Annotated in this window: 23 protein-coding genes; 16 read left to right on the top strand and 7 right to left on the bottom strand. The window is 69.4% G+C overall.

Annotation, left to right across the window (positions count from 1 at the left end):
* Nucleotide 1: 1 nt before the first annotated feature.
* The 4 genes from FA740_RS00240 to FA740_RS00225 are packed head-to-tail and all read left to right on the top strand — an operon-like array spanning nt 2 to nt 3,700.
* The gene (locus FA740_RS00240; protein WP_169306179.1) at nt 2–1,000 is read left to right on the top strand and encodes an acyl-CoA dehydrogenase family protein; all 999 of its coding nucleotides are present in this window, start codon (nt 2–4) and stop codon (nt 998–1,000) included.
* Entirely contained in the window at nt 997–1,395 is a 399-nt protein-coding gene (locus FA740_RS00235; RefSeq protein WP_136854764.1) for a PaaI family thioesterase, read from the top strand. The genes FA740_RS00240 and FA740_RS00235 overlap by 4 nt, the downstream gene beginning before the upstream one ends.
* Nucleotides 1,392–2,201 carry an oxepin-CoA hydrolase, alternative type gene (locus FA740_RS00230; RefSeq protein ID WP_136854763.1) on the top strand — a complete coding sequence of 270 codons (810 nt, stop codon included), beginning with the start codon at nt 1,392–1,394 and terminating at the stop codon, nt 2,199–2,201. The genes FA740_RS00235 and FA740_RS00230 overlap by 4 nt, the downstream gene beginning before the upstream one ends.
* The gene (locus FA740_RS00225) at nt 2,198–3,700 is read left to right on the top strand and encodes a class I adenylate-forming enzyme family protein (RefSeq protein WP_136854762.1); all 1,503 of its coding nucleotides are present in this window, start codon (nt 2,198–2,200) and stop codon (nt 3,698–3,700) included. The genes FA740_RS00230 and FA740_RS00225 overlap by 4 nt, the downstream gene beginning before the upstream one ends.
* Before the next feature lie 4 nt (nt 3,701–3,704).
* Here the strand turns inward: FA740_RS00225 and FA740_RS00220 are convergent, their stop codons facing one another.
* A complete protein-coding gene (locus FA740_RS00220; protein ID WP_136854761.1) occupies nt 3,705–4,460 on the bottom strand; it encodes a GntR family transcriptional regulator in 756 nt (251 codons plus the stop codon).
* A 195-nt stretch (nt 4,461–4,655) separates the two neighbouring features.
* Between FA740_RS00220 and FA740_RS00215 the strand changes: the two genes are divergently transcribed.
* From FA740_RS00215 to FA740_RS00195, 5 genes are all read left to right on the top strand, one after another.
* Nucleotides 4,656–5,864, top strand: coding sequence for an MFS transporter (locus FA740_RS00215; protein ID WP_136854760.1), 1,209 nt, complete (start codon nt 4,656–4,658; stop codon nt 5,862–5,864).
* Complete coding sequence (locus tag FA740_RS00210) at nt 5,861–7,561, top strand: glycosyl transferase family 90 (protein WP_136854759.1); 1,701 nt, start codon at nt 5,861–5,863, stop codon at nt 7,559–7,561. The genes FA740_RS00215 and FA740_RS00210 overlap by 4 nt, the downstream gene beginning before the upstream one ends.
* Nucleotides 7,562–7,571: 10 nt before the next feature.
* Nucleotides 7,572–8,051: an ureidoglycolate lyase gene (locus FA740_RS00205; protein WP_136854758.1), complete on the top strand. Its 480-nt coding sequence runs from the start codon at nt 7,572–7,574 to the stop codon at nt 8,049–8,051.
* The gene (locus FA740_RS00200; RefSeq protein ID WP_136854757.1) at nt 8,048–8,677 is read left to right on the top strand and encodes a ribonuclease HII; all 630 of its coding nucleotides are present in this window, start codon (nt 8,048–8,050) and stop codon (nt 8,675–8,677) included. The genes FA740_RS00205 and FA740_RS00200 overlap by 4 nt, the downstream gene beginning before the upstream one ends.
* A gap of 89 nt (nt 8,678–8,766) precedes the next feature.
* Entirely contained in the window at nt 8,767–9,897 is a 1,131-nt protein-coding gene (locus FA740_RS00195) for a site-specific DNA-methyltransferase (protein WP_136854756.1), read from the top strand.
* 105 nt (nt 9,898–10,002) lie between these two features.
* Here FA740_RS00195 and FA740_RS00190 read toward each other — a convergent pair whose 3' ends face one another.
* The 3 genes from FA740_RS00190 to FA740_RS00180 form a co-directional block, all read right to left on the bottom strand.
* Nucleotides 10,003–10,446, bottom strand: coding sequence for a BLUF domain-containing protein (locus tag FA740_RS00190; RefSeq protein ID WP_136854755.1), 444 nt, complete (start codon nt 10,444–10,446; stop codon nt 10,003–10,005).
* Between the two features lie 272 nt (nt 10,447–10,718).
* Nucleotides 10,719–11,852 carry an alkane 1-monooxygenase gene (locus FA740_RS00185; protein ID WP_136854754.1) on the bottom strand — a complete coding sequence of 378 codons (1,134 nt, stop codon included), beginning with the start codon at nt 11,850–11,852 and terminating at the stop codon, nt 10,719–10,721.
* A 10-nt stretch (nt 11,853–11,862) separates the two neighbouring features.
* Complete coding sequence (locus tag FA740_RS00180; protein WP_136854753.1) at nt 11,863–12,888, bottom strand: A/G-specific adenine glycosylase; 1,026 nt, start codon at nt 12,886–12,888, stop codon at nt 11,863–11,865.
* Nucleotides 12,889–12,973: 85 nt separating this feature from the next.
* On the opposite strand from FA740_RS00180, the gene FA740_RS00175 reads away from it, so the two are divergent.
* The 3 genes from FA740_RS00175 (at nt 12,974) to mscL (ending at nt 14,703) form a co-directional block, all read left to right on the top strand.
* Nucleotides 12,974–13,498 carry a DUF721 domain-containing protein gene (locus FA740_RS00175; RefSeq protein WP_136854803.1) on the top strand — a complete coding sequence of 175 codons (525 nt, stop codon included), beginning with the start codon at nt 12,974–12,976 and terminating at the stop codon, nt 13,496–13,498.
* 29 nt (nt 13,499–13,527) lie between these two features.
* A complete protein-coding gene (locus FA740_RS00170; RefSeq protein ID WP_136854752.1) occupies nt 13,528–14,151 on the top strand; it encodes a DsbA family protein in 624 nt (207 codons plus the stop codon).
* A 105-nt stretch (nt 14,152–14,256) separates the two neighbouring features.
* The gene (mscL, locus tag FA740_RS00165; protein ID WP_136854751.1) at nt 14,257–14,703 is read left to right on the top strand and encodes a large conductance mechanosensitive channel protein MscL; all 447 of its coding nucleotides are present in this window, start codon (nt 14,257–14,259) and stop codon (nt 14,701–14,703) included.
* A 4-nt stretch (nt 14,704–14,707) separates the two neighbouring features.
* Here the strand turns inward: mscL and ald are convergent, their stop codons facing one another.
* Nucleotides 14,708–15,826 carry an alanine dehydrogenase gene (ald, locus tag FA740_RS00160; RefSeq protein ID WP_136854750.1) on the bottom strand — a complete coding sequence of 373 codons (1,119 nt, stop codon included), beginning with the start codon at nt 15,824–15,826 and terminating at the stop codon, nt 14,708–14,710.
* A 132-nt stretch (nt 15,827–15,958) separates the two neighbouring features.
* Between ald and FA740_RS00155 the strand changes: the two genes are divergently transcribed.
* Together FA740_RS00155 and FA740_RS19870 are read left to right on the top strand one after the other, a co-directional pair.
* Entirely contained in the window at nt 15,959–16,420 is a 462-nt protein-coding gene (locus tag FA740_RS00155) for an Lrp/AsnC family transcriptional regulator (RefSeq protein WP_136854749.1), read from the top strand.
* Nucleotides 16,421–16,487: 67 nt separating this feature from the next.
* Nucleotides 16,488–17,156, top strand: coding sequence for a hypothetical protein (locus tag FA740_RS19870; protein WP_211243614.1), 669 nt, complete (start codon nt 16,488–16,490; stop codon nt 17,154–17,156).
* Nucleotides 17,157–17,239: 83 nt separating this feature from the next.
* On the opposite strand, the gene rpsU is transcribed toward FA740_RS19870, so the two are convergent.
* Entirely contained in the window at nt 17,240–17,446 is a 207-nt protein-coding gene (gene rpsU / locus FA740_RS00145) for a 30S ribosomal protein S21 (RefSeq protein WP_081994671.1), read from the bottom strand.
* A 92-nt stretch (nt 17,447–17,538) separates the two neighbouring features.
* On the opposite strand from rpsU, the gene FA740_RS00140 reads away from it, so the two are divergent.
* Nucleotides 17,539–18,192 carry a COQ9 family protein gene (locus tag FA740_RS00140; RefSeq protein ID WP_136854748.1) on the top strand — a complete coding sequence of 218 codons (654 nt, stop codon included), beginning with the start codon at nt 17,539–17,541 and terminating at the stop codon, nt 18,190–18,192.
* Between the two features lie 9 nt (nt 18,193–18,201).
* The gene (locus FA740_RS00135) at nt 18,202–19,188 is read left to right on the top strand and encodes an NAD(P)H-quinone oxidoreductase (RefSeq protein ID WP_136854747.1); all 987 of its coding nucleotides are present in this window, start codon (nt 18,202–18,204) and stop codon (nt 19,186–19,188) included.
* On the opposite strand, the gene FA740_RS00130 is transcribed toward FA740_RS00135, so the two are convergent.
* A complete protein-coding gene (locus FA740_RS00130) occupies nt 19,185–19,862 on the bottom strand; it encodes a ribonuclease T2 family protein (protein WP_338119650.1) in 678 nt (225 codons plus the stop codon). The genes FA740_RS00135 and FA740_RS00130 overlap by 4 nt on opposite strands.
* Nucleotides 19,863–19,948 lie beyond the last annotated feature (86 nt).

Raw genomic sequence — 19,948 nt, 5'->3', positions numbered from 1 at the left:
CATGAACTTTCAGCTTTCCGACGATCTGCGCATGCTGCAGGACAGCCTGCGCGGCGTGCTGGGCCGCCATGCCGGCGACGACCTGATGCCGGCCCTGACCGAACTGGGCGTGCCCCAGGCCCTGCTGACCGAGGCCGAGGGCGGGTTCGACGGATCGGGCGCCGCCGTGGCGCTGGTCTTTGAGGAACTGGGCCGCGCCGGGGCGTCCCTGCCGCTGATCGGCGCGATGATCGCCGCCGCCGCCCTGTCCGCCGCCGGTCGGCCCGCCGATGAGGGCGCGGCGCTGGCCTTTGCCGATGCCGAGCCGGGCACCCGCTATGATCGCGGCGTGGCGATTGCCGCCGATGGCGACTGCCTGACCGGGCGCAAGACGATGGTGGCGGGGGCCGAGGCCGCGGACACCATCCTCGTCACCACCGCCGATGCGCTATGGGCAGTGGCCTCGGACGCGGCTGGCCTGACCATCCGGCCCTATCCGCTGCTGGACGATCAGCGCGGCGCGGACCTGATCCTGGAGGCCACGCCCGCCACCCGCCTTGGGGCGCTGTCCGATTTCGACGGCGCGCTGGCGCGGGGGGTGCTGGCCCATGCGGCCTATGCCCTGGGCGGCATCACGGCGGCGGTGGACCTGACGCTGGACTATCTGAAACAGCGCAAGCAGTTCGGCCAGCCGTTGATCGCATTCCAGGCACTGGCCCATCGCGCCGCCGATCTGGCGGTCGAGGTCGAGCAGGCGCGCTCTGCCGTGACCAACCTGGCGGCGCATCTGGACGCGGAACCGGCGCTGCGCGACCGCCACCTGCAGGCCTGCAAGGTCACCGTGGGCCGCACCGCACGACTGGTCGCCGAGGAATCGGTTCAGCTGCATGGCGGCATCGGCATGACCGAGGAATATGCGCTTGGCGGCATGATCCGCCGCCTGCTGGCCGCCGACACCGCGATGGGCGACGCGGATTTCCACCTGGAGCGGTTCGCGCGCGGCGAGCCCGCCTTCGCATGACCCTGATCCACGGGGAAACCGGCACCCAGTCCCTGATCGGCTATGTCCTGGACGTGGGCGACAGGGCGGGGGCGGTCTGCTGGCTGGATCTGGACGACCGCCACCTGAACCGGCAGGGCATCCTGCATGGCGGGCTGGCCGCGACCCTTCTGGACAGCGCGATGGGCGCCACCGGTAGCCTGACGGTCGATGCCACGGGCCGGCATCCCTTCACCACGCTGGCGCTGACGGTGAACTATCTGGCGCCAGGCCATCCGGGGCGCGTCACCGCCACCGGCCGCGTCACCGGCGGCGGGCGCGCGACCCTGTTCATCGAGGGCGCCTTGCGGCATGAGGACGGCACGCTGATCGCGACCGCGACCGGCGTCTTCCGCAAGACAAGGGCCGCCCCATGACCGACCTCACCAATCCGCATTGCGAAATCAGCGACCTGGGCGACCGCCTGGTCGTGGAAAACCGCAACGCCGCCCGCCGCAACGCGCTGACGCCCGATTTCTACAAGGGCCTGCACCACGCGCTGGAGCTGGCCACCGACAACCCCCGCATCGGCGCCGTGCTGATCATGGGCGAGGGCGATTTCTTCTGCGCGGGCGGCGATCTGACCATGCTGATCAAGGCCCAGCAGATGCCCGAGGATCAGCGCCGCGCCCGCATCGACGCGCTGAACGACCTGATCCGCGCGGTCGTGGCCTGCCCCCGCCCGGTCATCGCCGTGGTCGAGGGGGGTGCCGCCGGCGCGGGCCTGTCGCTGGCCCTGGCCTGCGACATGATCGTCTCGGCCCGCGACGCGCGCTTTACGGCGGCCTATGTGAATGCCGGGCTGGTGCCCGATGGCGGGCTGACGGCGGCGCTGACCGCCTGCCTGCCGCCGCAGATGGCCGCGTCCATGGCTCTGACCGGCCAGCCCGTGGGCGCCGAACGGCTGCACGCCCTGGGCCTGATCCATGAGCTGACCGACCCCGGAGAGGCGATCATGGCCGCCATGGCCCTGGCCGACCACCTGGCCGCAGGCCCCGCCGAGGCACAGGCCGCGATCAAGCATCTGCTGACCGGCGCCCGCGCCGCCCTGCTGGAGGCGCAGCTGACCGCCGAACGCGACGCGATGGCCACGGCGCTGGCCTCGCGCGAGGCGGCCGAGGGCATCACCGCCTTTCTGGCCAAGCGCCCCCCCGATTTCCGCCGCCTACGCGAGGACTCATGACCCGGATCCACCAGCTGTTCGACGCCGCCCGCGCGGCCCATCCCGACCGTCCCGCCCTGACCGACGGGTCGGGACGCAGCCTGACCTATGCTGCGCTGGACGATCTGGTCCGCCGCGCGCAGGGGGACCTGGCGGCGATGGGCCTGCGTCCCGGCGACCGGCTGCTGGTGGTGGCCGAGAACGCGGCCCCCGTGCCGGTTCTGCTGCTGGCGGCCAGCCGCATGGACGCGGTGCTGGTCCCGGTGAACGCGCGCATGACCGCGCCCGAGCTGGCCAAGATCACCGCCCATACCGAACCGCGCCTGACGGTCTTTCTGTCCGATGTCAGCGACCCGGCCCGCCTGCACGCGGGCGATGCGCCCACCATCACCCTGGCTGGCGCCGCGCTGCAGGTCGCGGGCCCCTTCGATGTCGCGCCCGAACAGGTCGAGCCGCAGGACGCGATGACGGCGGTGATCCTCTATACCACCGGCACCACGGGCACGCCCAAGGGGGTGATGCTGACCCATGGCAACCTGATTTTTGGCGGCGAAAGCTCGGCCCGGTTGCGGGGGATGCAGGCGGATGACGTGATCTGGGGCGTGCTGCCGCTGACGCATGTGTTCGGGCTGACCTCGATGCTCGCCGCGGGGCTGGCCACGGGCGCGCATATCCGGCTGGAGCCGCGCTTTTCCGCCGCACAGACGCTGGCCGCCTTGCAATCGGACGTGACCGTCCTGCCCGCCGTCCCCCAGATGCACGCCGCCATCATGGCCGAGGCGCGCGGCCAGGGCCTGGACCGCCTGGCCCGACCTTTGCGCTATGTCAGCAGCGGCGCGGCGCCCCTGGACCCCGACTGGAAGCGCCGGGCCGAGGCCTTTTATGGCATCGCGCTGCAGAACGGCTATGGCATGACCGAAACCACGGCGGGCGTCACCGTCACGAACAACGCCATCGGCGATCCCGACCCCTCGGCCGGTCACCCGCTGCCCGGCGTGGACATCGCCCTGGACGAGACGGTCGGCCGCGAACCCGGCACCGGAGAGGTCCTGACCCGCGGCCCTCACATCATGCGCGGCTATTTCCGCAATGACGCGGCCACGGCGCAGGTGCTGCGGGATGGCTGGATGCGCACCGGCGATCTGGGCCGCATCGACGCGCAGGGGCGCCTGCACATCGTCGGCCGCTGCAAGGAGCTGATCATTCGCGGCGGCTTCAACGTCTATCCCCCCGAGGTCGAGGCCGCGCTGAACGACCACCCCGCGGTCCTGCAGACCGCCGTAATCGGATGCCCACGCGACGGCGGGGACGAGGATATCCTGGCCTTCTGCCAGCTGGTCGCGCCGGATGCTGTGACCGCGCAGGCGCTGGCGCAGCATGCCGCCGAACGGCTGTCGGCCTATAAGCGGCCCACGCGGATCATCCTGACCGGCCCGCTGCCCGCGGCCGCCACGGGCAAGGTGCTGAAGCACCGCCTGACCCAGCATTTCGCCGATCTGCTGAAGGACCCGGCCGGCTGACGGCCTATTCGCCCAGTACCAGGCGGTGCATCGGCGGATAGAACTGCCGGGTAAAGGACACCGGCAGCCCGCCAAGCGTGTTCACCCGCTCGATCACCATGACGGGGGTGCCGGGGGTGATGCCCAGATTGACCGCACAGGACCCCGTCGCCCCCTCGGCCAGGATCGAGAACCGGCTCTGCGTGACAGGCAGGGTGCGGGCCAGCCATTCCTGCGGCGGCTCGTCGTGAAAATCCCGCAGGTCGGGCAGGTCCAGGGCCTGCGGGTTCAGCCAGATCGCCTCGCAGCAATGCGGACGGTCATCGGCCAGATAGCGCGACTTGATCAGCACCAGCATCTGCGCGCCATCCACCTGCAGCGCGCGCATCGCCGCCGCACTGGGCAGGCAGCTGACCCAATCCGTCATCTGATAGCCATAGCGCGCGCCCAAGGCCTCGACCTCGTCCCGGATCACCGGCAGCGACAGCACCGTGCGCCGCGATGTGGTGGCCGACACCCGCGTGCCGACCTTGCGGCGGCGCTGGATGATGCCGCTGTCGGCCAGCTCGCGCAGCGCGCGGTTCACGGTGGCGCGGGCGCAGCCCATCTCGACCGACAGGGCCTGTTCGGTGGGGATCAGGGCGCCGGGCGCCCATTCGCCCGACCGGATGCGCGCTAGCACATCGGCGCGGATCGCCTGCCAGGTGTTCAGCCGCCGCCGTCCCTCGTCTGCTCCGGAGGAGCGGAAGGACAGGGCAGGGGCCGGTGAAATATTATTCATCTTGACGCACTTTTTACGGGAACCATCTCCGTATTAATAAATGATGTGCGCAAAAAAGATAGCTATCCTAACGGCTAGGGCGTCAAAAACCGCTCGCTCCGGCTCTGGAGGGGCCGGTGCGCGCCCCCTTGGGGTGCTTTTCTTTTATGGGATCTCTGGTAAGTGCATGCTGTGCAATACTCAAGGCGGTATCCGATGCGTCCCCAGATTTTCCCCGCGGCGACCGTGGCACCGGCGGCAGGTGCGGCCCGGCTGACCTCCTGGGGCGTGCTGATGGCGATCAGCCTGTGCCACATGGTCAATGACGTGATGCAGTCGATGCTGGCCGCGATCTATCCGCTGCTGCAGGTCGAATTCTCGCTGTCCTATACTCAGATCGGGGTGATGACGCTGGCCTTTCAGGTCACCGCGTCGCTCTTGCAGCCGCTGATCGGCATGGCGACCGACCGCCATCCCCAGCCCCGCTCTCTGCCCTTCGGGATGATGTCGACGCTGACCGGCGTGCTGATGCTGGGGCTGGCGGACAGCTATGGCTGGCTCTTGGCGGGGGCGATGCTGATCGGCATCGGCTCGGCGGTGTTCCATCCGGAAAGCTCGCGCGTGGCGCGGCTGGCCTCGGGGGGGCGGTTCGGCACGGCGCAGTCGCTGTTCCAGCTGGGCGGCAATGGCGGGCAGGCGATGGGGCCGCTGCTGGCAGCGTTCATCGTGGTGCCGCTTGGGCGTCCGGCGGTGGCCTGGTTCGCGGTGGCCGCCGCCCTGGGCGTGGCGATCCTGTGGCGCGTGGGCAGCTGGGCCGAGGATCGCCGCCGCGCCTCGGCCGCCACCCCCGACCGGACCCTGCGCCTGCCGCGCGCGGTGGTGATCCGCGCCATCGCGGTGCTGGCGGTGCTGGTCTTTACCAAGAACATCTATACCGCGTCGATCAGCAGCTATTTCACCTTCTTCACCATCGACAAGTTCGGCCTGACCACCCAGGGCGCGCAGATCATGCTGTTCCTGTTCCTGCTGGGCATGGCCGCCGGGGTGATGCTGGGCGGGGTGATCGGCGACCGGGTCGGGCCGCTGACGGTGATCTGGGTGTCGATCCTGGGCGTGCTGCCGCTGACGCTGGCGCTGCCGCATGTGGGGCTGGTGCCGACGGGCGTGCTGGCGGTGGCCATCGGGGTGATCCTGGCCTCGGCCTTTCCCGCCATCGTGGTCTTTGCACAAGAGCTGGTGCCGGGGCGCACCGGCATGATCGCGGGGCTGTTCTTCGGCTTTTCCTTCGGCATGGGCGGCATCTCGGCGGCGGCGCTTGGGGTGCTGGCCGATGCGCAGGGCATCCGGTCGGTGTTCCTGCTCTGCTCGGTGCTGCCGGTGCTGGGGCTTCTGACGATCCTGCTGCCGCGCCGGGCGCTTGCGTGACGGCAGGCCCGCTGATCCATATCGGCCCCGAGAGCCCCGCCGATGACGCGCTGGCGGCGCTGTTTCGCGCCAATGGTCACGCCGTCGCCTGTCACGAGGGCGGGCGCCTGGCCGCCGACATCCTCTATGCGATGGGGCAGGGCACGCGCCCCCTGCGCGACTGGCCCAAGGCGCGGCTGGTCGCGGGCCTCTATCGCCACAAGCCCCATTGGCGCCCCCCGCTGGAGGCCTGGCGCTGCGCCGCCTTCCTGCGCGAGCGTCTGCCCGAGGCGCGCTTTCTGCTGACCGTGCCGCCGCCCGATGCCTGGGCGCTGTGGCGCGCGGCAACGCCCGCGCGGGCTGCGGGCGGGCACCCCGCCGCCGCCCTGCCGCCCCGCTGGCAGGCCGATCTGGAGGACCACCTGGCCGCGATGCGGGCGCTGTTCGCAGGCGATCCGCGGTTGATCACGCTGGACCTGTCCGCCACCACCCCCGCCGATCTGGCCGCCCGGTTGGCGCCCGACCTGGCCCTGCCGGTCCTGCCGCGCAGGCGCTGGCCGCTGCCCGACCCGATGGCTGGGCTGGGGGCGCTGGCCGATCTGCCCGACACCCCGACCGCGCCCGAGGATTGGGCCGCCGATGTCGCGCGCTTTTGCCTGGCGGGTCTGGACCCCGATGCGGCGGGCGGGCCTGACGGCCTGTCGGGCTTTGCCTGCCATTGGGACGGCACGCTGGCGGGGCGGGGCGCGGTGACCGACGCCAAGGGCGCGCCGCGCCAGATGACCCTGGTGACGCCCCCCGGCGGCCGCGCGATGGCCCTGACCCGCGAGGGCCGCCCCTTCAAGCTGATCCGGGCCGAGGGTGTCATCAACGACATCCTGGCCCTGGACCGCCGCGACCCGGTCTGGATCGACATGGAGGACAGCCGCTGGTTCGGCAGCCCCCAGGGCGACGCGCTGGTCCGCCCGGTCCTGTGCCACAACCGCCGCGCGGGCGCGGTGAACGCGGTCCTGTGGCCGCTGCCCGACCAGCACGCGGTGGGCCTGCCGGGCTTCGACCCGGCGGCGCCGCCCGACGACATCCCGTGGGAGGAGAAACACGACCGCCTGGTCTGGCGCGGCATGATCTCCGGCTCCGAAATGCGCGACGGCGTCAAGCCCGGCGCCGCCAGCCATGTCTGGCTGGCCCGCCTGGCCGAGGCCGCCACCCCCGCCGACCGCGACGCCGCATGGGCGGGGCTGTGCCGCACCAACCGCATGGCCTTCCTGCGCGCGCATCAGGACGACCCCGACATCGACGCAGGCATCGTGCTGGCCCATGCCTTCCGCCATTTCGCCGATGACCCGCTGATCGCGCCCTATTGCCGCCCGCGCATGGGGCCGCGCGACTTTCGCGCCTATCGCTATCAGCTGTGCATGACCGGCTATGACCACGGTTCGAACTTCATCTCGGGGCTGGACCATAACGGCGTCCTTCTGGCCGAGGAGGACGGCTGGCAGGTGTTCTATTCCGGCCGCTTCCGGCCTTGGGTCCATTACATCCCTGTTGCCCGGCACCTGACCGACCTGCGCGACAAGCTGGCCTGGGCCCGCGCCCATCCGGCCGAATGCCAGGCCATGTCCCGCGCCGCCCGCCGTGAGGCCGCCAATCTGCGCGACCCCGCCGCGCGCAGGGCGCTGCACCGGCTGATCCTCGACGGGCTGGCGGCGCTGCGCTAAAAGCCGGGCCATGACCCAGATCCGCATCGAACCCCTGACCGCCGCAGCCTTCGCCCCCTTCGGCCAGGTGCTGACCCCCCGCGCCACGCCCGACCGCATGATCAATGCGGGCCGCTGCGAGCGTCACCACGCCCTGGCCACCGTCGAACGCGGCGGCGGAGAGGCGATCATCAGCATCTTCCGCAGCGACCCCGTCAGCCTGCCCTATGACTGCACCCTGCTGGAGCGTCATCCCCTGGGCTCGCAGGCCTTCATGCCCCTGGGCGCCGACCCCTGGCTGTCCGTCGTGGCCCCGGACCGGGACGGACAGCCCGGCCCCCTGCGCGCCTTTCTGGTGCCCGCCGGGACCGGCGTGAACCTGAACGCGAATGTCTGGCACGGCGTGCTGACGCCCCTGGACCGCGCCGCCGATTTCCTGGTCGTGGACCGCGAAGGCGCGGGCATCAACCTGCAGGAAATCACCATCCCCTCGGTACGGATCGTCCCATGACCCCCGATTACAGCCACGAACAGGCCGCCATCGACCTCGGCGCGCGCCTGATCGCGGGCGTGGACGAGGTCGGTCGCGGCCCGCTGGCCGGACCCGTGACGGCGGCGGCGGTGATCCTGGACCCCACGGCCATCCCCCCCGGCCTGAACGACAGCAAGGCCCTGACCGCCGCCCGGCGCGAGGCGCTGGCAGCCCGGATCATGGCCACCTGCGACTGGTCCGTCGCCCATGTCGACCCGCCCGAAATCGACGCCCTGAACATCCTGCGCGCCAGCCACGTCGCCATGTGCCGCGCGCTGGCGGGCCTGCGCCGGACGCCCTGCCATGTGCTGATCGACGGCAACATGCTGCCCCGCGACCTGACCCTGCCCGCGCAGGCCGTGGTCAAGGGCGACGCGGTCTGCCTGTCGATCGCCGCGGCCTCCATCATCGCCAAGGTGTTGCGTGACCGCATCATGGTGGATTTGGCGCAACAGCACCCCGGATATGGCTGGGATGTGAACGCCGGTTACCCCACGCCCGCGCATAAACGCGCGCTGCTAGATCTGGGGATAACCCCACATCATAGGCGGTCCTTCAAGCCCGTCCACAATATCTTGTGTAAAGCTGAAACCGTAACACTCTGATTCGAAAAAGAAATTGACGCCGAATCACTTCTGACTCATCTTTGGGGGATACCAGACCGGCAAAAGTCGGCATTCCCCAGAGGCAGAGCATGACGAAAACCAAGGAAAAACGCGCGGATTCCGCGCGGCCCTTACCGGTGAACCAGATCCTGGGCGGCGACTGCATCGAGATCATGAACAGCCTGCCCGAAGGCAGCGTGGACCTGATCTTTGCCGACCCGCCCTACAACCTGCAATTGAAGGGCGATCTTCACCGTCCCGACAATTCCAAGGTCGATGCGGTGGACGATCATTGGGACCAGTTTTCCAGCTTTGCCACCTATGACGCCTTCACCCGCGACTGGCTGGCCGCCGCCCGCCGCCTGCTGAAACCGAACGGCGCGATCTGGGTGATCGGCAGCTATCACAACATCTTTCGCGTCGGCGCCGAGATCCAGAACCAGGGCTTCTGGATCATGAACGACGTCATCTGGCGTAAGTCGAACCCCATGCCGAATTTCCGCGGCAAGCGGCTGACCAACGCGCATGAGACGCTGATCTGGGCCGCGAAATCGGAATCGTCGAAATACACCTTCAACTACGAGGCGCTGAAGTCGCTGAACGAAGGCATCCAGATGCGCAGCGACTGGGTCCTGCCCATCTGCAACGGCGGCGAGCGGCTCAAGGACGCGGCGGGCGACAAGGCGCATCCGACGCAGAAGCCCGAATCGCTGCTGCACCGGGTGATCCTGGGCACGACCAATCCGGGCGATGTGGTGCTGGACCCGTTCTTCGGCACCGGCACCACCGGCGCCGTCGCCAAGATGCTGGGCCGCGACTATATCGGCATCGAGCGCGAGGAGACCTATCGCGAGGTCGCCACCCGCCGCCTGTCCCGGGTCCGCCGTCTGGACGCCGACGCCATCGCCACCACACGCGCCAAACGCGCCGAGGTGCGCATCCCGTTCGGCCAGGTCATCGAACGCGGCATGCTGCGCCCCGGAGAGGAGCTGTATTCCATCGGCAACCGCCACAAGGCCAAGGTCCGCGCCGATGGCAGCCTGATCGGCAATGACGTCAAGGGCTCGATCCATCAGGTCGGCGCCGCGCTGGAGGGCGCGCCCAGCTGCAATGGCTGGACCTATTGGCACTTCCGGCGCGAGGGCAAGATGATCCCCCTGGACATCCTGCGCCAGCAGATCCGCGCCGAAATGGAGGGTGAGGCCCCCCGCCCGAACTGACCGCCATGCTTTCGCCAGTCCGCGCCCGCGACCTGCGGGCCGGACCACCTTGCCCCGCCATGTCCGCATGGCGGGGTCTTTTCATGCGTGTCAGGCGCCGCTGCGTCAGCGCAAGGTGCGCATGAAATCAGCCACGCCCTGCGCGTCGCCCGTATCAGCCCGGTCGCGCCGCGCCGCCAGCCAGTCCAGCAGCGAGGCCACCTGTCGGTCGGAAAACCGCATCTCCCAGTCATCGAACAGGCGTTTGGACAGCTGGCCCTGATCAAGCACGGTCACGTTGACGTGCCGGTCATCGTCGCGCAGCCATTCCAGCAGCTGGAACAGCCGGGGGCGCGGCCCCTCGATCCACTGAAAGAACATGCCGTCTTCGTGGTGCAGACAGCCTGTCAGGCCGACCGACCGGTTCCAACGCCGCGACCGCTCCAGAATGCGGTCCAGATCGTCCTGATCCAGCCCCGGACGGGCCACGCTGCGATACAGCAGATAGCCGATCGGTTCGTCCGGGGCGGTCTGCCGGTCGGCATCCGGCAGGGTCGGCTGGTCAGTCATCGCGCTCTCCTTGGCTTGTGACAGAATGCCTCAGCCGCCCACGGCCGGGCAAGCGTCGCCGCGGCGGTCCGGGCGGGAATCTACCTTCATGGTTGACGAACCATGAAGGTGATGCACGCCAGCGGTGTACGCCCTGTGCACGCATGGTGCCTGTCCGGTGCATCCCCCGAGCACCCGCATCGCCAGCAATTGCAGGGCGTCGCGGCCCCTGTTGCGGGACTGCCCCCGCATCACCGCGCGTTGCGCGTTACAGGGCCCCCGCGCGTTGCGCGTCAGAGAGCGTTGCGCGGCATGGGCAGATCGCCCCGCGTATAGGGGGTCCAGTCGGTGATCTCGGGATAGAACCGTTTGCGCCAGGCGCGCACCCGGGGGTTCATCCGCCGCCGCCACAAAGGCGGCACCATCGCCAGCATGGTCATGGCCGGATAGCCCATCGGCAGCTGCGGGGCCTCGTCCTCGGAATAGGTCTGCAGCAGCGGGAAGCGGCGGTCGGGCTTGGTGTGGTGGTCGGAATGGCGCTGCAGGTTGATCAGCAGCCAGTTGGTCGCGGTGTGGCTGGCGTTCCAGCTGTGGCGCGGGCGGACGGGTTCGTATCGCCCCTCGCCCAGATGCTTGCGGGAGAGGCCGTAGTGCTCGACGTAATTGGTCAGCTCCAGCTGCCAGACGGCGATGAAGGCCTGGAAAAGAAACAGCAAAAGCCCCGTCCATCCGCCCAGGGCCAGCGCCGCCGCCAGCATCAGCCCCTGCAGCGCGGCGTATCGCCAGAAGGGGTTGCGCCGGTCCCAGGGGCTGCGGCCCGCGCGGGCCAGAAACCGCGTCTCGGCCGCCCATGCGCTGCGCGGCCCGTCGGTCAGCACCCGCCAGAAGAACCGGTAGAACCCCTCGTTATAGCGGGCCGAGACCGCATCGCGCGGGGTCGAGACCCAGGAATGATGCACCAGCAGATGTTCGGTCCGGAAATGCGAATACAGCACCGAGGCCAGCAGCAGATCGCCCAGCCAGCGCTCGGTGGGCGATTTTTGATGCAGCAATTCATGGGCATAGACGATGCCCACGCTGCCCGACACGACCCCCAGGGCAAAGAACAGCCCGACCGATTCCCAGCCCGACAGGTGATCCGTGCGCCCCGCCAGCCAGACGCAGGCCAGGATCGCGGTGATCTGCAGCGGGAACCAGATCAGCGTCACGGCCCGGTGCCAGAACAGCTGGTCGGTGGCGGTCTCGGGGTCGGGATTGGCCTCATTGAGGCCCAGCACCCCGTCCAGCGCGGTGGTCAGATACCAGGCATAAAGCGGCACCAGCGCCCACCACGCACCGCCCTGCCACGCCGCCAGCGCGATCAGCGGGATCAGCGCCACGGACAGCCAGAACGGAGCCGCAGACGGCAGGGGGGATGAGTCGCTCATGCCCCGGATGCTAGCCGCGCAGCGCGGGTTGCGCCATATCCCAGACCTTGCGCATCAGGCCGGGCAGGGCCTCGCGGTCGATCTGCCGCAGGGGGGTCAGCTCCCCCCGCGTGGGGTTGCCGGTCAGATCGCCCAACAGGACCGTCAGATCCAGGGTGAAATGCGTGAACACATGCCGCACCGCGCCCAGATCGCACCACGCCGCAGGCCCCGGCGGCGGCAGGTCGCGCCCGTCCCACCCGGCCGAGGGAAAGGCCAGGACGCCGCCCAACAGCCCCTGCGGCGGGCGATGCTCCAGCAGCAGGGCGCCCCCCTGCCGCGCCAGCCAGACGCTCCCCTGACGCAGCGGTTTCGCGGGTTTTGGCGTCTTGCGGGGCAGTTCGGCCGCGATGCCCTGCGCGCGGGCGTCGCAGACCGCCTGCAGCGGGCAGATCACGCAGGCCGGGCTGCGCGGCGTGCAGATGGTCGCGCCCAGATCCATCATCGCCTGCGCGTAATCGCCGGGCCGGGCTTGGGGCGTCAGCGTCTCGGCCAGCGTCACCAGTTCGGGCTTCGCGCGGGGCAGGGGGGTCTGGACCGCGAACAGCCGCGACACCACCCGTTCGACATTTCCGTCCACCACCGTCTCGGCCCGGTCAAAGGCGATCGCCGCGATCGCGGCCGAGGTATAGGCCCCGATGCCGGGCAGCGCCTGCAGGCCCGCGCGGGTGTCGGGAAACCCGCCCATCGCGGTCACGGCGCGGGCGCAGGCCAGCAGGTTGCGGGCGCGGGCGTAATAGCCCAGGCCCGCCCATTCGGCCATCACCGCCGCGTCATCGGCCCCGGCCAGCGCCTGAACCGTGGGCCAGAGGGTGGTGAAGCGCAGGAAATAGGCCTTGACCGCCGCCACGGTGGTCTGCTGCAGCATCACCTCGGACAGCCAGACGCGATAGGGGTCGGCGGGCGGCCCGCCCGGCGGGACGCGCCAGGGCAGGGTGCGGGCGTGGCGGTCATACCAGTCCAGCAGGTCGGGGGCGATCACCTTGCTTTCACGCAATTATGTGGGCCTTTGCAGAAGGGCGCGCTTTCATCCGGGGGGATGGCTGGCTAAGGATGGGCGCGTGATAGCAGCAAAGGCGGCCATGGCCCACCCGTCCCGACCCTTCCAGACCACGCCCCGTCGCCGCAGCCGCGGCTTTCAGGCGGCGGCCACGCTGTTGGCCGACCGGGTCCAGAAGGCGGCCGAGGGGCGGGGATTCGCGGTCACCCGCCTGCTGACCCATTGGGCCGAGATCGCCGGTCCCCAGCTGGCCGCCGTGACACGCCCGGTCAAGATCAGCCATGCCCGCAGCGGGTTCGGCGCCACGCTGACGCTGCTGACCACCGGCCCCATGGCCCCCATGGTCGAGATGCAGCTGCCGCAGCTGCGCGACCGGGTGAACGCCTGTTACGGCTATAACGCGGTCAGCCGGATCACCCTGACCCAGACCGCCGCCAGCGGCTTTGCCGAAGGGCATGCGGCCTTTTCCCATGCCCCGCGCGCGCCCAAGGCCCCCGACCCCGCCGTGGTGGCGCAGGCCCAGGGCGTGGCGGCGCAATTCTCTGACCCGACCCTGGCGCAGGCCATGGCGCAACTGGCGCTGAACGTCGCCAGCCGCCGGACCTGACCCCCATGCCCGACCTGAAAGGACCTTCCATGTATCTCCGCTCTGCCGCGACCGCGATTGCCCTGACCCTGACCCTGGCCGCCCCCGCCCTGGCGCAGGACGCCACGCCCGAGACCCTGCCCGACATCGCCCTGGGGGCCGAGGACGCGCCGCTGACCATCATCGAATATGCCAGCTATACCTGCGGGCATTGCGCGAATTTCCACACCGATGTCTATCCGCAGCTGAAGGCCGACTATATCGACACGGGCCTGGTCCGTTTCGTGCAGCGCGACGTCTATTTCGACCAGCCGGGCCTGTGGGCCGGTATCCTGGCGCGCTGCGGCGGGGACGAGAAATTCTATCCCGTCAGCGGCATGCTGTTCGATGAGCAGTCCACCTGGCTGGCCGGCGGATCGGGCGACGAGATCGCGTCGAACCTGCGCCGCATCGGCCTCAAGGCCGGAATGACCGAGGATCAGATGACCGCCTGCTGGAACGACACCGCCAAGGTCGAACAGCTGATCGCGACCTTCCAGGCCAATGCCACCGCCGACGGGGTCGAGGCGACGCCGACCTTCATCATCGGCGGCGACAAGGTGCCGAACCAGGCCTGGGACAGCATGAAGGCCGTCATCGACGAAAAACTGGCCGAGGCCGCACCCGCCGAATGACGCCGTCGCGCCCGGCAGCCGCTGCCGGGCGCGATTGATTTTCCCCGCCCGTGGCCGCAGGATCGGCGCGCGACCGAACGTCGCGCATCACGGGGACAGGGCGTCATGATTCAGGAATTCAAGACTTTCATCGCGCGCGGCAATGTCATCGACCTTGCCGTGGGCATCATCATCGGCGCGGCCTTCACGGCCATCGTCAATTCGCTGGTCGTGGACCTGATCAACCCGATCTTGGGGCTGATGACCGGCGGCATCGATTTCACCGACAAATACGTGGTGCTGTCCGGCACCGTCGCCGATGGCGCCAGCCTGGCCGCCGCGCGCGATTCGGGCGCTGCGATCTTTGCCTATGGCGCCTTCGCCATGGCGGTGCTGAACTTTCTGATCGTGGCCTGGGCGGTGTTCCTGCTGGTCAAGGGCGTCAACCGCCTGCAGCGCACCGTCAAGCGCGAGGAGGAGGCCAAGGAGGCCGTGGCCCCCACAGGCCCCAGCCAGGAGGAGCTGCTGGCGCAGATCCGCGACCTGCTGGCGGATCGCGCCAACCCCGTCTGAGGGGTCACAGCCCCAGCACGGCCTCGGGCGTGACCGCGTCCAGGCCCAGAGCCTCGCCCACCGGGGGCGAGGTCAGCTGCCCCTCATGGGTGGACAGGCCCGCGCGCAGATGCGCGTCATCGCTCAGCGCGCGGCGCCAGCCCTTGTCGGCCAGGGCCAGCAGATGCGGCATGGTCACGTTCCCCAGGGCCTGGGTTGAGGTCCGCGCCACGGCCCCCGGCATGTTCGCCACGCAGTAATGCACGATGCCGTCGACCTCATAGATCGGGTCGTGATGCGTGGTCGCGCGTGAGGTCTCGAAACAGCCGCCCTGATCGATCGCCACATCGACCAGCACCGCGCCGGGGCGCATGCTGGACAGTTGGTCGCGGGTGATCAGCTTGGGCGCGGCGGCGCCGGGGATCAGCACCGCGCCGATCACCATGTCGGCGGTCTGGATGATCTCGGCGGTGGCTGCGGCGCTGGCGAATTGCGTGGTCAGGCGGCCCATGAACACGTCGTCCAGATAGGACAGGCGCGGGACCGAGCGGTCCATGACCGTCACGTTCGCGCCCATCCCCACGGCCACCCGCGCGGCGGCCGTGCCCACGACCCCGCCGCCGATCACCACCACATTGGCGGGCCGCACGCCGGGTACACCGCCCATCAGCACGCCGCGCCCGCCATTGGCCTTTTGCAGCGCCCACGACCCGACCTGCGGGGCCAGACGGCCCGCGACCTCGGACATCGGCGCCAGCAGGGGCAGGCCGCCGCGCGCATCGGTCACGGTCTCATAGGCGATGGCGGTCACGCCGCTGTCCAGCAGGTCGCGGGTCTGGACCGGGTCGGGCGCCAGATGCAGATAGGTGAACAGGATCTGGCCCTTGCGCAGCATCTTGCGCTCGGCCGGCTGCGGTTCTTTGACCTTGATGATCAGCTCTGCCGCGTCAAAGACGGCGGCGGCATCCGCGGCGATGGTCGCGCCTGCGGCCTGATAGTCGGCATCCTCAAAGCCCGCGCCCTCTCCGGCGCCGGTCTGGACGATGACCGCGTGGCCCCGGCCCACGGCCTCGGCGGCGGCGGCGGGCGTCAGGCCCACGCGGAATTCCTGCGGTTTGACCTCTTTCGGGCATCCGATCTTCATGGCGTCCTCCCTTGCCGTTTCGCCCATCCTGACACCGCCCCGCCGCAAGGTGTTGCGAAGATGGGTCGGATTGCGTCCCCGGCGGCGAAGAATCCGCTGGCATCGGCGGCGTGGTTCGAAGAATCTGCCTGCATGGCCGACCTTGACGCAATAGACCGCCGGATCCTGTCGCTCCTTCAAAAGGAGGGGCGAATCAGCAATGCCGAACTGGCGCTCCGGGTGCATCTGTCGCCCTCGGCCTGTCACCGCCGCGTGCAGCGGCTGGAGGGGGCGGGCGTGATCGCGGGCTATGTCGCGCTGCTGGATGCGCGCGCGCTGCGCCGCCAGACGACCGTCTTTGTCGAGATCACCCTGTCCGGTCAGGCCGACGAGGTCCTGGACGCCTTTGAACGCGGCGTGCGGGCGATTCCCGACGTGCTGGAATGCCACCTGATGGCGGGCACCGCCGACTATCTGCTCAAGATCGTGGTCGAGGATACGGACGATTTCGCCCGCATCCACCGCCAGCACCTGTCGCGCCTGCCCGGCGTGGCGCAGATGCATTCCAGCTTTGCACTGCGCACGGTGTTCCGCACGACCGCGATTCCGGTCTGAGGGCCGCCCGCGGACCCCTGACGGCATCTGGCGCGTTATGCAGCCAGAACCCATCAGGAGATGCACCATGCTGAAGACCCCGTTCAAGGCCCTGCTTGTGGGCACCCAGATCGCCGCGGCCAGCCTGCTGGCCACCACCGCCATCGCCCAGACCACGCAGGTCGAGACGCCCGCCGGAACGACCGTGATCGTTCCCGACGCCGCCCTGCAGGAGGAGCCGTCCCAGGGCTTTGTCCTGGAGGGCGATTATCCGCGGCTGGAAAGCATCGAGAACTATGAGACCATCGCCGAAACCCTTTCGGCGCAGGGCTATTCCGACATCTACATCCAGCGTGAAGGCCCGATCCTGACCATCACCGCGCAGCGCGCCGGGGTGCCGATCGAGCTGGTCTACAGCACGGCCAATGCGCGCCTGGTCTCGGTCGACGGGGTCGAGACCCGCCGCGATGCCGAAGGCTCGTCCGCGGGCGACATCACGGGGGCGGCGACCGGCAGCCAGTCGGGGACCGGCAGCGACGCGACGGATGGCGCGGATGATGCGGGCGCCGACACCGATGGCGCGGATGCCGATACCGGCGCCGATACGGGCGCCGATACGGGCACGGACGCTGGCGGCGATGCCGATGGCGGTGCGGACGGGGGTGCTGATGGCGGCGCGGATGGCGGCTCCGACACCGATGGCGGGTCCGATTCGGATGGCGGCGAATCGGATGGCGGCTCGGACAGCGAGGGCTGATCGACCGGACCGTCCGTTGGAACAAGAAAACCCCCGCGGCATGGCGCCGCGGGGGTTTTCAAATGACACAAGATCGCGTCGTCTTACAGCGCGCCTTCGCGCTGTGCCTTTTTACGGGCCAGCTTGCGGGCACGGCGAACGGCCTCGGCCTTTTCACGGGCTTTCTTGACCGACGGCTTCTCGAAATGTTGCTTGAGCTTCATTTCGCGGAAGACACCTTCGCGCTGAAGTTTTTTCTTCAGAGCACGGAGCGCCTGTTCGACGTTATTGTCGCGAACATTGACCTGCATGTGGTTGTCACCACCTTCCTAGGTTAGAGTTGATAGATTGCAGGAAGCGTCCCCCTAACAAAGCCGGGCGCATTTGTCCAGACGAGGTATGCATGACCCAGACCGACCGAGACGCGCTTCTGGATGCCGCGCTGATCCATGTTCCCTTCGAGGGGATGAACGACCTGGCCCTGGCCGCCGGCGCCCGCGACATCGGCATGGACGCGGACCTGGTCCGGGTGCTGTTCCCCCAGGGCGGCGCCGGGCTGGCCGCGGCCTATCACCGCCGCGCCGATGCGGCCCTGCGCCAGGCGCTGTCCGAGACCTCGCCCGAGGGCCGGTTCCGCGACCGCGTGGCCGAGGCCGTGTGGCGCAGGCTGCAGCTGTCGGACCCCGAACTGGTCCGGGCGGGCGCGTCCACGCTGGCCCTGCCGCAGAACGCGACCCTGGCCGCGCGCCTGATCTGGGAGACGGCGGACGTCATCTGGACGGGTCTGGGCGACCGGTCGCAGGACGTGAACTGGTATTCGAAACGCGCCACGCTGACGGCGGTGATTTCGGCCACGGTGCTGTTCTGGCTGGGCGACGAATCGGAGGGGCGGGCCGACACGCGCGCCTTCATCGACCGCCGCATCGACGGCGTCATGTCCATCGAGACGCTGAAGGCCAGCCTGGGCAAGCTGCCCGGTGCGGGCCGCCTGACCCGTGCGGCCTTTGGCTGGGTCCGCGCGCCGCGCGACCGCGCCCTGCCCGGCCGTAGCCGCTGAGGAGAGACGATGTTCCCCGACCAGATGACCGCGATTGAGATCGCCGCCCCCGGCGCCGCCGATCAGCTGCGCGCCACCACCCGGCCCGTACCGGTGCCCTGCCATGACCAGATCCTGATCAAGATCGCCTATGCGGGCGTGAACCGCCCCGACGTGCTGCAGCGCGCGGGCAGCTATGCGCCCCCGCCCGGCGCGTCCGACCTGCCGGGGCTGGAGGCCTCGGGCGAGATTGTGGGCCTGGGCGCGGGCGTCACCCGCTGGAAAAAGGGCGAGCAGGTCTGCGCCCTGCTGCCGGGCGGGGGCTATGCCGAATACGCTGTCTGCCACGCCGATCACGCGCTGCGCATCCCCAAGGGCCTGTCCCTGCGCGAGGGGGCCTGCCTGCCGGAAACGGCCTTCACCGTCTGGTCGAACGTGGTGCAGCGCGGCGGCCTGACCGGGGGGGAACGGTTCCTGGTCCATGGCGGCACCTCCGGCATCGGGATGATGGCGATCCAGATCGCGCGGGCCCTGGGGGCGCGCGTCTTTGCCACTGCGGGCAGCGATGACAAATGCGCGGCCATCACGGCGCTGGGCGCGACGGCCATCAACTACAAGACCCAGGATTTCACCAAGATCCTGGCCGAGGCGGGCGGCGCCGACCTGATCCTGGACATGGTCGGCGGCAGCTATATCCCCCGCAACATCAAGTCGCTGGCCCAGGACGGGCGGCTGGTCATGATCGCCTTTCTGGAAGGCCCCAAGGTCGAACTGAACTTTGCCCAGATCATGGTGAACCGCCTGACGATCACCGGATCGACCCTGCGCCCGCAATCCGACGTCGCCAAGGCCGAGATCGCCGACGCCCTGCGCAAACAGCTGTGGCCGATGATCGCCGCCGGGTCGGTGGCCGTCACCATCGACAGCGAATTCGCGCTGGCCGAGGCCGCCGACGCCCATCGCCGCATGGAAAGCAGCGACCATATCGGCAAGATCGTCCTGAAGGTCGCGGGCTAGCGCACCGCCTCCATCAGCAGGCGCGGCTGGCTGCAGTCGCGCCGCACGTCGGGGGCGCAGGCGCGCGGTTCCAGATCGCGGGTCAGACAGATGCGCAATTCTGTCAGCGCGCCGTCGCGGCAGATGACGGTGATGCCGTCGGCCTCATGGTCGGGATTGGCCTCCAGGAACGCTTCCTCGATCACGGCGGGGGGCAGGGTGATGGGGCGCGCCAGGTCGTTGAAGACGGCGGGAATGGTAATCGCCGCCGTGGCGCGCCGGGTCGCGTCATAGTAATCGGCCGCCGACAGGCCGGTGCAGCGCCCGTGCTTTTGCCATTGGTGCCAGGCCAGCCGGCCCGACCCCATGATATCCTCCATCGACGCCGTCTCGCGGCGCGCGGGGTCGCGTTCGGGCGTGGTGCAATCCTGCGGCCAGCCGCGTTCGTATTGCGGCCATAATCCGTGGGTGGTGAAATCGCGCCCGGTGCCTGCGCGGCATTCGGGCGCATCGCGTCCGTCGCCGGTCCGGGTGCACCAGGCGGGCTGCCAGGACAGCGCCAGGACATAGTAATCGAACCGCCCCGCCACGTCGCGGGCGGCCAGGGGCAGGGGGGACAAAAGGATGGCCAGGGACAGGATCAGGATGCGCATCCCGCCACAATAGCGACGGCTGCGCGCGCGCGCATCGGACAATTGTGCGAATCCTCTTTTCCCCGGCCCCTGAAATCGGTATATGACCTGCCAATTCCCCCCGAAAACGAGGAATGGCGCAAGCCGAA

The organism is Paracoccus hibiscisoli (assembly GCF_005048265.1).
Lineage (GTDB): Bacteria > Pseudomonadota > Alphaproteobacteria > Rhodobacterales > Rhodobacteraceae > Paracoccus > Paracoccus hibiscisoli.
Note: the sequence above shows the minus strand (reverse complement) of the source record. Positions and strands in the feature narration are given on the sequence as shown.

Bases quoted from the DNA above. Each gene is read 5' to 3' on its own strand.
- FA740_RS00200 (WP_136854757.1), top strand. From the start codon at position 8,048: ATGACCCCCGATTACAGCCACGAACAGGCCGCCATCGACCTCGGCGCG.
- FA740_RS00170 (WP_136854752.1), top strand. From the start codon at position 13,528: ATGTATCTCCGCTCTGCCGCGACCGCGATTGCCCTGACCCTGACCCTG.
- FA740_RS00230 (WP_136854763.1), top strand. From the start codon at position 1,392: ATGACCGACCTCACCAATCCGCATTGCGAAATCAGCGACCTGGGCGAC.
- FA740_RS00205 (WP_136854758.1), top strand. From the start codon at position 7,572: ATGACCCAGATCCGCATCGAACCCCTGACCGCCGCAGCCTTCGCCCCC.
- FA740_RS19870 (WP_211243614.1), top strand. From the start codon at position 16,488: ATGCTGAAGACCCCGTTCAAGGCCCTGCTTGTGGGCACCCAGATCGCC.
- FA740_RS00135 (WP_136854747.1), top strand. From the start codon at position 18,202: ATGTTCCCCGACCAGATGACCGCGATTGAGATCGCCGCCCCCGGCGCC.
- FA740_RS00225 (WP_136854762.1), top strand. From the start codon at position 2,198: ATGACCCGGATCCACCAGCTGTTCGACGCCGCCCGCGCGGCCCATCCC.
- FA740_RS00240 (WP_169306179.1), top strand. From the start codon at position 2: ATGAACTTTCAGCTTTCCGACGATCTGCGCATGCTGCAGGACAGCCTG.
- FA740_RS00190 (WP_136854755.1), bottom strand. From the start codon at position 10,446: ATGACTGACCAGCCGACCCTGCCGGATGCCGACCGGCAGACCGCCCCG.
- FA740_RS00185 (WP_136854754.1), bottom strand. From the start codon at position 11,852: ATGAGCGACTCATCCCCCCTGCCGTCTGCGGCTCCGTTCTGGCTGTCC.
- ald (WP_136854750.1), bottom strand. From the start codon at position 15,826: ATGAAGATCGGATGCCCGAAAGAGGTCAAACCGCAGGAATTCCGCGTG.
- FA740_RS00215 (WP_136854760.1), top strand. From the start codon at position 4,656: ATGCGTCCCCAGATTTTCCCCGCGGCGACCGTGGCACCGGCGGCAGGT.
- FA740_RS00235 (WP_136854764.1), top strand. From the start codon at position 997: ATGACCCTGATCCACGGGGAAACCGGCACCCAGTCCCTGATCGGCTAT.
- rpsU (WP_081994671.1), bottom strand. From the start codon at position 17,446: ATGCAGGTCAATGTTCGCGACAATAACGTCGAACAGGCGCTCCGTGCT.
- FA740_RS00195 (WP_136854756.1), top strand. From the start codon at position 8,767: ATGACGAAAACCAAGGAAAAACGCGCGGATTCCGCGCGGCCCTTACCG.
- FA740_RS00175 (WP_136854803.1), top strand. From the start codon at position 12,974: ATGGCCCACCCGTCCCGACCCTTCCAGACCACGCCCCGTCGCCGCAGC.
- FA740_RS00155 (WP_136854749.1), top strand. From the start codon at position 15,959: ATGGCCGACCTTGACGCAATAGACCGCCGGATCCTGTCGCTCCTTCAA.
- FA740_RS00140 (WP_136854748.1), top strand. From the start codon at position 17,539: ATGACCCAGACCGACCGAGACGCGCTTCTGGATGCCGCGCTGATCCAT.
- mscL (WP_136854751.1), top strand. From the start codon at position 14,257: ATGATTCAGGAATTCAAGACTTTCATCGCGCGCGGCAATGTCATCGAC.
- FA740_RS00220 (WP_136854761.1), bottom strand. From the start codon at position 4,460: ATGAATAATATTTCACCGGCCCCTGCCCTGTCCTTCCGCTCCTCCGGA.